12 protein-coding genes are annotated in these 13,676 nt (G+C 74.3%); 4 read left to right on the top strand and 8 right to left on the bottom strand.

The features are described 5' to 3' along the window. Positions 1-21: 21 nt before the first annotated feature. From FXF52_RS31330 to FXF52_RS31320, 3 genes are all read right to left on the bottom strand, one after another. Positions 22-714 (bottom strand): ABC transporter ATP-binding protein, encoded by a 693-nt coding sequence (locus FXF52_RS31330; RefSeq protein WP_148802256.1) that lies wholly within the window; start codon positions 712-714, stop codon positions 22-24. Next, positions 701-1,462 carry an ABC transporter ATP-binding protein gene (locus FXF52_RS31325; RefSeq protein WP_148802254.1) on the bottom strand — a complete coding sequence of 254 codons (762 nt, stop codon included), beginning with the start codon at positions 1,460-1,462 and terminating at the stop codon, positions 701-703. The genes FXF52_RS31330 and FXF52_RS31325 overlap by 14 nt, the downstream gene beginning before the upstream one ends. A gap of 274 nt (positions 1,463-1,736) precedes the next feature. Continuing rightward, positions 1,737-2,957: an FAD-dependent monooxygenase gene (locus tag FXF52_RS31320; RefSeq protein ID WP_148802252.1), complete on the bottom strand. Its 1,221-nt coding sequence runs from the start codon at positions 2,955-2,957 to the stop codon at positions 1,737-1,739. Positions 2,958-3,123: 166 nt separating this feature from the next. Here FXF52_RS31320 and FXF52_RS31315 point away from each other — a divergent pair, with 166 nt between their 5' ends. After that, positions 3,124-4,050 carry a TetR/AcrR family transcriptional regulator C-terminal domain-containing protein gene (locus tag FXF52_RS31315; RefSeq protein WP_148802250.1) on the top strand — a complete coding sequence of 309 codons (927 nt, stop codon included), beginning with the start codon at positions 3,124-3,126 and terminating at the stop codon, positions 4,048-4,050. 19 nt (positions 4,051-4,069) lie between these two features. On the opposite strand, the gene FXF52_RS31310 is transcribed toward FXF52_RS31315, so the two are convergent. From FXF52_RS31310 to FXF52_RS31300, 3 genes are read right to left on the bottom strand one after another with little or no spacing between them, the layout of a single operon-like run. Continuing rightward, complete coding sequence (locus FXF52_RS31310) at positions 4,070-5,146, bottom strand: zinc-binding dehydrogenase (protein WP_187413829.1); 1,077 nt, start codon at positions 5,144-5,146, stop codon at positions 4,070-4,072. Further along, entirely contained in the window at positions 5,143-6,585 is a 1,443-nt protein-coding gene (locus tag FXF52_RS31305; RefSeq protein ID WP_148802248.1) for an aldehyde dehydrogenase family protein, read from the bottom strand. The genes FXF52_RS31310 and FXF52_RS31305 overlap by 4 nt, the downstream gene beginning before the upstream one ends. Before the next feature lie 41 nt (positions 6,586-6,626). Further along, positions 6,627-7,280, bottom strand: coding sequence for a TetR/AcrR family transcriptional regulator (locus FXF52_RS31300; RefSeq protein ID WP_148802246.1), 654 nt, complete (start codon positions 7,278-7,280; stop codon positions 6,627-6,629). 213 nt (positions 7,281-7,493) lie between these two features. Here FXF52_RS31300 and FXF52_RS31295 point away from each other — a divergent pair, with 213 nt between their 5' ends. Continuing rightward, on the top strand, positions 7,494-8,666 hold the full coding sequence (locus tag FXF52_RS31295; RefSeq protein ID WP_148802244.1) for an acyl-CoA dehydrogenase family protein: 1,173 nt from the start codon (positions 7,494-7,496) through the stop codon (positions 8,664-8,666). A 42-nt stretch (positions 8,667-8,708) separates the two neighbouring features. On the opposite strand, the gene FXF52_RS31290 is transcribed toward FXF52_RS31295, so the two are convergent. After that, the gene (locus FXF52_RS31290; protein ID WP_148802242.1) at positions 8,709-9,746 is read right to left on the bottom strand and encodes an aminotransferase class V-fold PLP-dependent enzyme; all 1,038 of its coding nucleotides are present in this window, start codon (positions 9,744-9,746) and stop codon (positions 8,709-8,711) included. A gap of 142 nt (positions 9,747-9,888) precedes the next feature. Further along, positions 9,889-11,280 carry a cation:dicarboxylate symporter family transporter gene (locus tag FXF52_RS31285; RefSeq protein WP_148802240.1) on the bottom strand — a complete coding sequence of 464 codons (1,392 nt, stop codon included), beginning with the start codon at positions 11,278-11,280 and terminating at the stop codon, positions 9,889-9,891. 132 nt (positions 11,281-11,412) lie between these two features. Between FXF52_RS31285 and FXF52_RS31280 the strand changes: the two genes are divergently transcribed. Together FXF52_RS31280 and FXF52_RS31275 are read left to right on the top strand one after the other, a co-directional pair. After that, a complete protein-coding gene (locus FXF52_RS31280) occupies positions 11,413-12,999 on the top strand; it encodes a sensor histidine kinase (protein WP_148802238.1) in 1,587 nt (528 codons plus the stop codon). After that, the coding region (locus FXF52_RS31275; RefSeq protein WP_148802236.1) for a response regulator at positions 12,996-13,676 on the top strand (681 nt) is incomplete at its 3' end. The genes FXF52_RS31280 and FXF52_RS31275, both read left to right, overlap by 4 nt.

The raw sequence follows: 13,676 nt of genomic DNA, 5'->3' as shown, positions 1-13,676 counted from the left end.
CCGCGCGGGTCAGCCGTCGTTTCAGATCCCGAGGTACGCCAGCAGCTCGCGCTCCCGCGAGCGCACCTCGGAGTTGTCCATCGCCTCCGCGATGCGTCCCTCGGCCAGCAGGTAGTGCCGGTCGGCGACGCCGGTGGCGAAGTGCAGGTTCTGCTCGACCAGCAGCACGGTCACGCCGTGCTGCTTGGCCTCCCGCAGCAGGTCGCCGACCTGCTGCACGAGCAGCGGCGACAGCCCCTCGGTGGGCTCGTCGCAGAGCAGCAGCCGGGCGCCCATGCGCAGCACCCGGGCCAGGGCGAGCATCTGCTGCTCGCCGCCGGAGAGCATGGTGGCCGCCGAGTCGCGCCGGCTGTAGAGGGCGGGGAACGCCTCGTACACCCGCTCCAGCGGCCATGGGTCGGGGCCGACCCGGGGCGGCAGGGTCAGGTTCTCGGTGACGGTGAGGGTGGCGTACGCGCCACGGTCGTCGGGGACCCAGCCGAGCCCGAGCCGGGCCCGCTTGTAGGCCGGCAGCCGGGTCAGGTCGGCGCCGTCCAGGGTGACCGTGCCGCGCTGGCCGGGGTGCAGCCCCATCACGCAGCGCAGCAGGGTGGACTTGCCGGCGCCGTTGCGGCCGACCAGGGTGACCACCTCCCCGGCGGCCACGTCCAGGCTCACCTCTCGCAGCACCTGCGCCTCGCCGTACCAGGCGGAGAGGTTGTCAATGCGCAGCATCGGTGGCTCCCAGGTAGGCGGTGATGACCCGCTCGTCGGCGCGGACCTGCTCGTACGGCCCCTCGACCAGGACCTTGCCGGCTTGGAGGACGGTGACGGTGTCAGCGAGCCGGCCGACGACGCTCATGTTGTGCTCGACCATGACCACGGTCCGGCCCTGCCGGACCCGGGCGATCAGGTCGACGGTGCGGTCGACGTCCTCGAGCCCCATGCCGGCGGTGGGCTCGTCGAGCAGCAGCACCTTCGGGTCGAGGGCGAGGGCGATGGCCAGCTCCAGGGCTCGCTTGCGCCCGTACGCGAGGGCCTCGGCCGGCGCCTCGGCCAGCTCCCCGAGGCCGACCATGGCCAGCAGTTCGTCGGCCCGCTCCCGGTAGCGGTGCATCAGTTTGGCCGAGCGCCAGAACCGCCAGCCCAGCCCGCTCGGGCTCTGCAACGCCAGCTGGACGTGTTCGCGGGCGGAGAGCTGGGGGAAGAGGCTGGTGATCTGGAAGGAGCGGGCCACGCCGAGCCGGGCGACCCGTTCCGGGGGCAGCCCCGTCACGTCCCGGCCGGCCAGTTCGATCCGCCCGGCGGTGGGCGGCAGGAAGCCGGTGAGCAGGTTGAACAGCGTGGTCTTGCCGGCGCCGTTGGGCCCCACGAGGGCGTGCACGGTCTCCGGCGCTACGTCGAGGTCGACCCGGTCGACCGCCCGGAAGCCCCGGAAGTCCCGGGTCAGCCCGCGGGCCGACAGGAGCGCTTGCCCGGCCATCGCCACACCTTCCGCAGGTCCGTCTCGCGACGACCAGGTCGGTGACGGGGGTCACAGGGTCGTCGCGTGCAGGAAACCTACGGTGCGCCGCGGGAGTCGATCCATGTCGATAACCCACATATTCGGGGGCCGGCAGCCGGGTTCGACAGCCATGCGCGGCGGGTCGGGTGCCGGTCCGACCCGCCGCCACATCCGGATAGACCAGGGCCGATTGCGCTCGGCATGTGGGCCGACCACCATGGGAGCGGTTCCCGGGCGGTCGGCGCAGGGCGCGTCACACGTCCGCGTGGTGCGGGAGGCGTCGGGCGGCGTAGTCCTTGAGCACGATGCCGTCGGACTTCTGGAACTGCCTGGCCAGGATCTGGCGCATCGGCCACCGGGTCATCATCCGCATCGAGAGGGCGCGTAACGAGATCATCAACTGCGACTGCGGCGCGTATCCGTTGACGCCACCGGGCGGCAGCTCCATCGCGGCCGCGACGTAGTCGCGCATCTCGTCCTGGTAGCGGACGAACGACGCCTCGTGATCGTCGGGCGTCGACGCCAGTTCCCCGGCGAGGACGTACGCGCCGACGAGGGACATGCTGGTGCCGAGGCCGACCAGCGGTGAGCCGCAGTAGCCGGCGTCACCCACCAACGCCACCCGTCCCCGCCACCAGCGGTCGACCCGCACCTGGCAGATCGAGTCGAAGTAGAAGTCCGGGGCGTCCGGCATCGCCGCCAGCAACTCCGGCACCCGCCAGCCGGCGCCGGCCATCCGCTCGACCAGGATCCGCTGCTGCTCGCGGACGTCGCGCCGGTCGTAGTCCAGCGGTGGCGAGGTGAAGCCGAGTGACGCCTTCGCCGTACCGCCGCGCTCCGGGCGGAGCATGGCCACCCGCCCGCCGGGCGCGTTGTACATCAGGAACCAGTTCTCCAGGTCGCCCGGGTCCGGCACGGTGAAGTACGCCGTGTACGCGCCAAGATGGCGTACGTGGTCGGACTCCGGCCCGAAGGCGAGCGCGCGTACGCCGGAGTGCACCCCGTCGGCGCCGACGACGAGGTCGAACCGGCGGGCGCTCCCGCTGGCGAAGACCACCTCGACCCGGTCGTCGTGCTGGGTGAGCTCCACGATCCGGTCACCGAAGAGGTATTCGACATCCCCGCTGGTCGCGTCGTAGAGGATCCGTGACAGGTCGCCCCGCATGATCTCGATCTCGGCGACGATCCCCTCGCCGCCGAACGCGTCCGCGGGCATCGTCGCGGTTCGCCGACCATGGCGGTCGACGAGCGCGACGCCGCGCTCGTCGACACTGTCCTGGCGCACCCGGGGCATGATCCCCATCCGCTCGACGACGTCCCGGGCCGCACCGCGCACGTCGACCGCGTGGCCGCCCGCCCGCAGGGTCGGAGCCTGTTCCACCACCGTCACTGAGAAGCCGTAGCGGCGCAGCCAGTAGGCCAGCGCGGGGCCCGCCACGCTGGCGCCGGAGATGAGCACGGTCCTGTCGTCCATCGCAGCGCTCCTGAAGTCGTGCGTACACCGTCAACCCGGGTCGTCCCGGGTCCGCTGAGGACCGTAGGCCCTCAGCGCCGTGCCGACCCGCCGCGACCTAGTACGCTCACCCCGGCGAGGGGCACCTGGCGCACCTCGCACTAGTACGCTGCGCCGGAGGTGGACCGTGTCCGGACCGGAGCCGCCGTACCGGCGGATCGCCGGGGAGATCCGCCGCCGGATCGCGCTCGGGGAGTTGCGCCCCGGCGACCCGGTGCCGTCGGCCCGGCGGATCACCCGCGAGCACGGCGTGGCCATCGCCACCGCCACCAAGGTCCTCGCCCTGCTGCGCGACGAGGGGCTGGTGCTGACCCGGCCGGGAGCGGGCACCGTGGTCGCCCCACCCCGCCCGGTGACGCCCCGGGCGCGCCGCGGCCCGGACGGGGCGGAGCCGGAGCTGAGCCGCGAGCGCCTGGTGCGTACCGCGATGGCCCTGGCCGACGCGGGTGGCCTGGCCGCGGTGTCGATGCGGCAGCTCGCCGCCGACCTGGGCGTCGCCACCATGTCCCTCTACCGGCACGTCCGCGGCCGGGACGACCTCGTACTCGCGATGGCCGACACGGCGCTGGCCGACGCGCCGCTGCCCGCCGTGCCGCCGGCCGGCTGGCGGGCCCGCCTGGAGCTGCTCGCCCGCGGGCAGTGGGCGGTCTACCGGCGGCACCGCTGGCTGCCGCACGTCATCTCGATGTCCCGCCCGCAACCGCTGCCGAAGGGCATGGCGCACACCGAGTGGGCGCTGCGGGCCACCGCCGGGCTCGGGCTCGACACCCGGCTCCGCTGGCACTTCGCGGTGACGCTGATGGCGTACGTCCGGGGCATCGCGACCAACCTGGAGGCGCAGGCGCACGCGGAGCAGGACACCGGCCTCACCGACGAGCAGTGGGTGGAGACCCACGACGCGATGTTCCAGCGGCTGATGACCGGCGGCCGGTACCCGACCATGGCGGCGCTGGACGAGGCGGTCGACCTGGACCTGGACAGCGTCTTCGAGTTCGGCCTGCACCGCCTGCTGGACGGCTACGCCGCGCTGATCGACCCTCCGCGGGCCGGGTGAGGCCGGCGTCGAGGGCCCGTCAGTCCGGGAAGGTGACCACCCAGCGGGCGCCCTCGCCCCGGGCGAGCCGGTCGAACGCCGCCGGGGCCTCGTCCAGCGCGACCGTGCCGCTGATCAGCGGGCGCAGGTCCAGGGTGCCGTCGGTGAGCGCGGCGGCCAGCTCGGGCACCTCCCGGTCCGGGTCGGACGAGCCGTACACCGAGGAGCGCAGGGTCCGGGCGGAGTGGAAGATGTCCAGCGCGGAGAGGCTGACCAGGTCGTCCCTGCCGCCCATGCCGACCACGGTCACCGCTCCCCCGCGCCGGGTCAGCCGCCAGGCGGCCCGGATGGTGGCGGCACGCCCGACGCACTCGAAGGCGTGGTCGACGCCGCGCCCCTCGGTGCGCGCCCGGACCTCCTTGGCCAGCGTGTCGTTGGAGCGCAGGAAGTCGGTGGCCCCGGCGGCGAGCGCGAGGTCCCGCTTGGCCTCCACCACGTCGACGGCGAGGATCGGGGTGGCACCGGCCCGGCGGGCGGCGGTGAGCACGGCGAGCCCGACCCCGCCGAGGCCGATCACCGCGACCGACTCGCCGGCCGTCACCCGGGCGGTGTTGCGGACCGCGCCGGTGCCGGTGAGCACCGCGCAGCCGAGCAACGCCGTGTGCTCCGGCGGCAGGCCGGCGGGCACCGCCACGGCGGCGTGCTCGGGCACCACCACCTCCTCGGCCAGCGCGCCGAGGCCGAGGGTGACGTGCAGCGGGCTGCCGTCGGCGGTCTCGCCCCGGGCCACCGCCGGGGCGGTGTTGGCGGCGCAGAGCCAGGGTTCGCCGTGCCGGCAGTGCCAGCAGGAGCGGCAGGCCGGGGCCCAGTTGAGCACCACCGGCGTACCGACGGCCAGCCGGGCGCCGGGGCCGGCCTCGGCGACCACGCCGGCCGCCTCGTGCCCGAGCACCAGCGGGTACGCGGGCGCGAGCGTGCCGTCGACCATCGCCAGGTCGGAGTGGCGGATCCCGGCGGCGCGGATGCGTACCCGCAGCTCGCCGGGACCGGGGGCGGGCAGGCGTACCTCCTCGACGGCGGGGCTGGCGGCCGGCCCGCGGACGACCAGGGCCCTCACCGCTGGATCGCCTTGAGCTCGGTGAACTCCTCGACGCCGGCGGCACCCAGCTCGCGGCCGAGGCCGGACTGCCGGTATCCGCCGAAGGGGGCGAGCGGGTTGAACGCTGCCCCGTTGACGTCGACCTGGCCGGTGCGCAGCCGGCGGGCGACGGCGAGGGCGGCGTCCTCGTCGGCGGACCAGACGGCCCCGGCCAGTCCGTACCGGGAGTTGTTGGCGATGGCGACGGCGTCGTCGGTGTCGTCGAACGGGAGGACCGCGAGGACCGGGCCGAAGACCTCCTCCTGGGCGAGGGCGCTGTCCGGGTGCACGTCGGCGAAGATGGTGGGCGCGACGAAGTGCCCGTGTGCCGGCAGCGGCACGTCCGGGCCGCCGGCGACGAGGCGGGCGCCGTCGGCCAGGGCCCGCGCGACGTGGCCACGGACCCGCTCGGCCTGGGCGGCGGAGACCAGCGGGCCGAGTCGGGTCGCCGGGTCGAACGGGTCGCCCAGCCGGTATCCGGCCACGGCGGCCCGGATCAGGTCGAGCGCCTCGGCGTAGCGGTCCCGGTGGACCAGCATCCGGGTCCAGGCGGTGCAGGTCTGCCCGGAGTTGAGGAAGGCGTTGGCCACCCCGACCTTGACCGCGGTGGGCAGGTCGGCGTCGGCGAGGATCAGGTTGGCGGACTTGCCACCGAGTTCCAGCGCGACCCGGGCGATCCGGTCGGCGGCGAGGTGGGCGATCCGGCGGCCGGTGGCGGTGGAGCCGGTGAACGAGACCAGGTCCACGTCCGGGTGGGCGGCCAGGGCCTCGCCGACGATCGGCCCGGTGCCGGGCACCAGGTTGACCACCCCGGCCGGCAGCCCGGCCTCGGTGATCGCGTCGAAGAGCAGGTACGCGGTGAGCGGGGTGAGCTCGCTGGGCTTGAGCACCACGGTGCAGCCGGCCGCCAGGGCCGGGGCCACCTTGGCGACGACCTGGTGCAGCGGGTAGTTCCACGGGGTGATCGCGCCGACCACGCCGACGGGTTCGCGGACCACCAGCGAGTTGCCGACGGTCTGCTCGGCCGGCGGGCGGGCGGCGAGGTCGACCATGCCGCGCAGCACGGTCAGCGGCAGGCCGGCCTGCACCCGGGTGGCGAGCTTGAGCGGGGTACCCAGCTCCAGCGCGACGGTGTGCGCGATCGCGTCGGCGCGGGCGGCGAGCGCGACATGCAGCCGGTCCAGGTGGGCGGCCCGCTCGGCGGGGGCGGTGGCCGCCCAGCCGGGGAAGGCGGCGCGGGCGGCGGCGACGGCCCGGTCGACGTCGGCCGGGGTGCCGGCGGGCACCTGCCCGACGATCTCCCCGGTGGCCGGGTTCTCGACGGGGATCGTCTCGCCGTCGGCGGGGTCGACCCACTCCCCGGCGACGTGCAGGTGACGGCGGACCAGGCGGGCGGGCGGCGCGGTGGCCAGATCCATGTCGTCCTTCGCGGGGGAACCTAGCGCTGGGAGTTTTGACGCTACTCCGGAGCGGCGGCCCGTTCCAGGGGCGCCACCGTCCGCTCGTACTCGGCGCGCAGGCCGTGCAGCAGCGCGTCCAGGCCGAGGGTGAAGGCGCCCTCGTCGACGCTGTGCTGGTGGCCGGCGAGCCGGTGCGCCTGGCTCAGGTGCGGGTGCGCGGCGTAGAGCGCCGGGTCCTCGACGAAGCCCCGGGCGAACGAGCCGAGCGCGGAGCCGGCGACGTAGTAGCGCAGCGCCGCGCCGATGTGGGTGGCCCGGGCCGGTGGCCACCCCGCCCCGACCAGGCCGCCGTAGACGGCGTCGGCCATGGCGAGCGCGGCCGGCCGCCGGCCCGGCCCCTGGGCCAGGTACGGGACGATGTTCGGGTGCGCGGCGAGCGCCGCCCGGTAGGACCGGGCCCAGTGCCCCAGCGCCTCGCACCAGTCGACCCGACTGAAGGCGCTGACGTCCACGGTGGCGGTGACGCTGTCCGCCACCGCGTCGAGGATGGCGTCCTTGGTGGCGAAGTGGTTGTAGAGCGAGGGACCCTGTACGCCGAGCGCCGCGGCCAGCCGCCGGGTGGAGAGCGCGCCCAGCCCGTCGGCGTCGATCAGCCCCAGCGCGGTGGTGACGATCCGGTCCCGGGTGAGCAGCGCCTGCCGGGGTCGCGGCACGTCAGGCCGCCCGTGCCGGGTCGCCGTCGTACGCCTGCCCGCGGCCGAGTTCCGCCACGCCACCCTCCCCCGTCGGCACCACCTGCTCACGCACCCTAACCGGGCCCGGCCGGGCGCGGCCTCACCTCGACGGTGGAAGGCGGGGGCTGGACGGATGAAAACTTACACCGCTAGTTTGAGGGCGATCCGCCGCGCCGACGCCGAGGGAGCACCGTGGACTTCGCACTGTCCGACGAGGAGCGGGCCGTTCGGGACACCGCCCGGGCGTTCATCACCCGCGAGGTGATGCCGCTGGAGCAGGAGGTGCTGCGCCGCGAGCGCGCCCACCGCCCCGGCCTAGAGCGGTCCGAGTTGCGCGAGCTGCAGCTCAAGGCGCGCACGTTCGGCTTCTGGGGGCTGGCCACCCCGGAGCGGTACGGCGGGATGGACCTGCCGGCGGTCCTGCAGTCGCTGGTCTGGACCGAACTCGGCCGCACCTTCGTGCCGTTCCGGTTCGGCGGCGAGGCGGACAACATCCTGTTCCACGCCAACGAGGAGCAGCAGCGCGAGTTCCTCCTGCCCACCATCGAAGGGGAGCGGATCTCCTGCTTCGCGATCACCGAGCCAGGCGCCGGCTCGGACGCGGCGAACATCCGGCTGCGCGCCCGGCGGGACGGCGACGACTGGATCCTCGACGGCGAGAAGACCTTCATCACCAACGGCAACGACGCCGACTTCGCCATCGTGATCGCGGTCACCGACCCGGCGAAGGGCGCCCGCAACGGCGGGGCCACCGCGTTCCTGGTGGACCGGGCGATGGGCTGGCGGTCGGAGTTCATCCAGACGATGGGCGAGGGCGGCCCAGCGTCGCTGGTCTTCGACGGCGTACGCGTGCCGCACCGCAACATCCTCGGCGCGGAAGGGCAGGGCTTCGCGCTGGGCATGCAGTGGATCGGCAAGGGGCGCTACACCATCCCGTCGCACGCCCTCGGCATCGCCGAGCGGGCGTTGCAGATGGCGATCGACCAGGCCAACACCCGGGAGACGTTCGGCACCAGGATCGGCACCAATCAGGCGATCCAGTGGATGATCGCCGACTCGGAGACCGAACTGGAGGCGGCCCGCTGGCTGGTGCTGCGCGCCGCCTGGACGGTCGACCAGGGCCTGGACCCCCGGCACGCCTCGTCCATGGCCAAGCTCTACGGCGCCGGCATGGTCAACCGGGTGGTGGACCGGGTGCTGCAGATCCACGGCGGCATGGGCTACACCCGCGAGCTGCCGATCGAGCGCTGGTACCGGCAGGTCCGGCTCTACCGGATCTTCGAGGGCACCGACGAGATGCAGCGCCTGATCATCGCCCGGGACCTGCTGCGCGGGTACACGAAGATCGGCGCCCACCTGGCCTGAGCTGCGAGGGCTCCCGCCCGGTCCCGGGGTGGGAGCCCTCGCTCAGTCCGTCAACGCCGCCAGCGCCCGGTCGACGTCCTCCTCCGTGGTGTAGAGGTGGAAGGAGGCGCGCACCCGGCCAGCGCGGACCGCCGCCCGCACCCCGGCCCGGGCCAGCTTCTCCTCCGCCCCGGGCACCGCGACGGTCACGATCGCGCTGTCGCCGGGCGGCCGGCCCAGCCCGACCAGGAACCGGTTGGCCAGCGCCACGTCGTGATCGCGCACGGCGGGCAGCCCGATCTCGGCGAGCAGCTCCAGGGCGGGTGCCGCGCCGACGTAGCTGAACCACGCCGGGGAGATGTCGAAGCGTCGGGCGTCGTCGGCCAGCCGCAGCGGCGGGCCGTAGTAGGAGGCGTGCACGTCCTGCCCCGCGTACCAGCCGGCGGCGTCGGGGCGCAGCCGCTCGCGCAGCGCCGGGGCCAGGTAGGCGAAGGCGGTGCCGCGCGGCGCCATCAACCACTTGTACGCCGAGACCACCACCGCGTCCGCCCGGCCCGCGTCGAAGGGCAGCCAGCCGCACGCCTGGGTGGCGTCCACCGCGACGAGGGCGCCGTGTGCCCGGGCCGCCGCGACGATCTCGTCGTACGGGGCGACCGTGCCGTCGGCCGACTGCACCAGGCTGAACGCGACCAGGTCGGTGTCGGCGTCGATCGCGTCGACGAGGCCGGCCAGCGGCACCGTGCGGACCCGGACGCCCCGCTCCTGCTGCACCAGCCAGGGGAACAGGTTCGAGGTGAACTCCACCTCCGGGACGACCACCGTCGCGCCCGGCGGCAGCCCGGCCGCCACCGGGGCGAGCAACTGCGACGCCGTGCTGCCGATCGCCACGTCCGCCGGGGCCACCCCGACCAGCCCGGCGAACGCGCTCCGGGCCCGCTCCGCCGCCTCGCCCCAACCCTCCCAGGAGATCCGTCCCACCCGCCAGTCCGCCAGGGCGTCCTGCAACGCCACCCAGGCGGGCTCGGGCGGCAGCCCGTAGCTGGCGGTGTTCAGCCAGCCGGGCTTCGGCTGCCACAGCTTCTGCGCCTCGTCCAACTCCACGTCGCCGACGCTAGTGACGCCGCCGGCGCCGGGGCACAGCCAATTCCGGCGTCGTGGTCCCCATCGGCGGGTACGGCTCCGGGCCGCACCGGAGGACGGTCCGGCGCGGCCCGGGACGGGTCGCTGAGCGGGGGCGGCCGGCTCAGGCCGGCGCGTCGGCCAGCGGGGCGGGGCGCGGCGCCGGGGCCGGCGCCTCCGGCGCCCCGTGCGCGCCGTCCTCGTCGAGCATCGTCGCCTCGTCGAACGGGCGCTCGCCGGCGAGCACGGCCCGGGCCTGCTCCCGGTCGAACTGGCTGGTCCAGGTGCCCACCAGCACGGTGGCGACCGCGTTGCCGGCGAAGTTGGTCAGCGCCCGCGCCTCGGACATGAACCGGTCGATGCCGACGATCAACCCGACGCCGTCGACCAGGTCCGGCCGGTGCGACTGCAGCCCGCCGGCCAGGGTCGCCAGGCCCGCACCGGTCACCCCGGCCGCACCCTTGGACGCGATGACCATGAACACCAGCAGCGACACCTGCTCGCCCAGCGACAGCGGCTTGCCCAGCGCGTCGGCGACGAACAGCGACGCCATGGTCAGGTAGATGGCCGTGCCGTCGAGGTTGAACGAGTATCCGGTCGGGACGGTGATCCCGACGACCGGCCGGCTCACCCCGACGTGCTCCATCTTGGCGATCAGGCGGGGCAGCGCCGACTCCGACGAGGAGGTCGACAGGATGAGCAAAAACTCCCGACCCAGGTAGCCGAGCAGCTTGAAGATCGAGATCCGGGCGACGAACCACAGCACCGCACCCAGCACCAGGAACACGAAGATCACGCAGGTGACGTAGAAGCCGAGCATGATCTGCGCCAGGCTGGTCAGCGCGTCCACGCCGGTCGCGCCGACCACCGCGGCCATCGCGCCGAACGCGCCGATCGGCGCCACCCACATGATCATCGCCAGCACCTTGAAGACGAGGCGCTGGATCACGCCGACAGCGCGCAGCACCGGCTCGCCCCGCGTACCCATGGCCTGCACGCCGAAGCCGACCAGCAGCGCGACCAGCAGCGTCTGGAGCACCTCGCCCTCGGTCAGCGCGGAGAGCAGCGAGGTCGGGATGATGCCGAGCAGGAAGTCGACGGTGCCGCCGCTCTCGCCACCGGCGGCGGCCTTGCCCGCCTCGGCCACCTCCGGGCCCAGGTTCAGGCCGGAGCCGGGGTGGATGATGTTGCCGACCACCAGGCCGATCGCCAGCGCCACGGTCGACATGACCAGGAAGTAGCCGAGGGCCAGACCGCCGACCTTGCCGACCTTGGCCGCCTGCCGGACGGAGCCGACGCCCAGCACGATCGTGCAGAAGATGACCGGGCTGATCATCATCTTGATCAGGTTCACGAAGCCGGTGCCGAGGGGCTTCAGCTCCTTGCCGACCTCGGGAGCGGCGAGGCCGACCACGACGCCGGCGATCACGGCCACGATGACCGCGAGGTAGAGGTACCGGGTCCGGTCCCGGCGGGCGGGCCGGGCGGCCGCGGGGGTGGGTGTGGTGGTGTCCATGCCCACAATGTGAACCAGGTCTCAGCACAGGGCATCCTTGCGTTCATTCTGTTCACCCCTGTGACTCGCGGCCGAAACGGGCCGCTGACCGGTGCGCCACACTTGCGACGACGTGCGACGGAAGGAGGGGACGTGGCCCGACGGCAGTGGAGCATCGCGGGGCAGCTGTTCGCCCTCCAGGCGCTGGTGGTGACGCTGCTGGTGCTCGCCGGCGCGGCGGGCGTCGCCCTGCTGGCCCGCAGCGACTCCAACCAGGCCGCCGAGCAGGAGGTCCTGGCGGTGGCGCAGACCGTCGCCAACGCCCCCGGCGTCCGCGCGGCCCTCACCGCCGCCGACCCGTCGGCCACCCTCCAGCCGTACGCCGAAGCCACCCGGACGGCCACCGGAACGGACTTCGTGGTCGTGATGGCCCCGAACCGGACCCGGTACTCCCACCCCAACCCGGACCTCATCGGGCAGCCGTTCATCGGCGACATCGGCCCTGCCCTGGCCGGCCAGCCGTTCACCACCACCAACGTCGGCACGCTCGGCGAGTCGGTGCGCGCGGTCGTCCCGGTGTACGGCGACGGCCACCGGATCATCGGGCTGGTCTCGGTCGGCATCACCACCAAGGCGATCAACCGCAAGCTGCTCGGCCAGGTGCCCGTGCTGCTCGGCGGGGCCGTCCCCGCGCTGGCCCTCGCGGCCACCGGCTCCTGGCTGCTCAGCCGGCGGCTCCGCCGGCAGACCCACGGCCTGGGCCCGAGCCAGATGACCCGGATGTACGAGTACTACGACGCCGTCCTGCACTCGGTACGCGAGGGGCTGCTGGTGCTGACCCGGGACGGCCGGGTGGCGCTGGTCAACGACGAGGGACGCCGGCTGCTCGGGCTGGCCGAGGACGCGGCGGTGACCGACCGGCCGGTGTCCGGCATCGACCTGCCGCCCGCGGTGGCCGAGCTGCTCGACTCCGGGCGGGACGCGCACGACGAGCCGATCCTCGCCGGGGACCGGGTGCTGGTGGCCAACCAGCGGACCACCCGCTTCGAGGGGACCGTGCTCGGCACCGTGCTGACCCTGCGCGACCAGACCGAGCTACGCAACCTGGCCAGCGAGCTGGACTCGGTACGCGCGCTCACCGAGGCGTTGCAGGCCCAGACCCACGAGTCGGCCAACCGGCTGCACACCGTGCTGACCCTGGTGGAGCTGGGCCGCACCGCCGAGGCCGTCCAGCTCGCGACCCGTGACCTGGCGCTGGCCCAGCAGCTCACCGACCGGGTCGTCGGGGCGGTGACCGAGCCGGCGCTGGCCGCCCTGCTGCTCGGCAAGTCGGCCCGGGCCGGCGAGCGCGGCGTGGACCTGGTGATCGAGCCCGACTGCCGACTCGACGACAGCCCGCTGCCCACCACCGACCTGCTCACCGTGGTCGGAAACCTGGTCGACAACGCCCTGGAGGCGGTGGCCGGCACCCCGCCACCGCGCCGGGTGCGGGTGTTCGTCGGCGCCGCCGACGACGAGATCGTGGTCCGGGTCGGCGACAGCGGCCCCGGCCTGGACCCGGACCGGGTGGCGGACGCGTTCCGACGCGGGTGGTCCACCAAGAGCGCCGGCCGGGGGCTCGGTCTGGCGCTGGTCGGGCAGGTGGTCCGCCGGCACGGCGGCCGGACCGACGTGGCCCGCGCCGAGGACGGCGGCACCCTGTTCACCGTCCGCCTGCCGATCCCGCGGGAGGCCACATGAGCGAGCGCAGCGAGGTCGACATTCGGGTGCTGGTGGTGGAGGACGAGCCGCTGCTGGCCGAGGCGCACAAGGCGTACACCGAGCGGGTGCCCGGCTTCGTGGTGGTCGGGGTGGCGCACACCGCGCGGGAGGCGATGGCGGCGCTGCGGCAGCGGGGCGGCGCGGACATCGATCTGGTGCTGCTCGACTTCCGCCTGCCCGACCTGCACGGCCTGGACGTGTGCCGGGCCCTCCGGGCGGCGGGCAGCAGCGTGGACGTGCTGGCGGTGACCTCGGCGCGGGACCTGGCGGTGGTCCGCACCGCTGTCTCCCTGGGGGTGACCCACTACCTGCTCAAGCCGTTCACCTTCGCCGCGTTCCGCGACAAGTTGGAGCGGTACGCTGACTACCGGCGGCAGGCCCTCGCGGAGGGCGAGGTGGCCGCCCAGCACGAGGTGGACCGGATGTTCGCCACCCTGCGCGGGGCGGCCCGGCACACCCTGCCCAAGGGGCTGGACGAGCAGACCTTGAACCGGGTGCTGTCGGCGCTCGGCGGGGGCACCGGGCGGTCCGCGGCCGAGGTCGGTCGGGAGACCGGGATCTCCCGGGTCACCGCCCGGCGTTACCTGGAATACCTGGTGACCAGCGATCGTGCCGTGCGCGCGCCGCGGTACGGCACCCCCGGCCGTCCGGAGGTC

It is taken from the genome of Micromonospora sp. MP36 (assembly GCF_008119785.1).
GTDB lineage: Bacteria > Actinomycetota > Actinomycetes > Mycobacteriales > Micromonosporaceae > Micromonospora.
The sequence above is the reverse complement of the archived record's forward strand: the minus strand, read 5'-3'. Positions and strand labels throughout refer to the sequence as shown.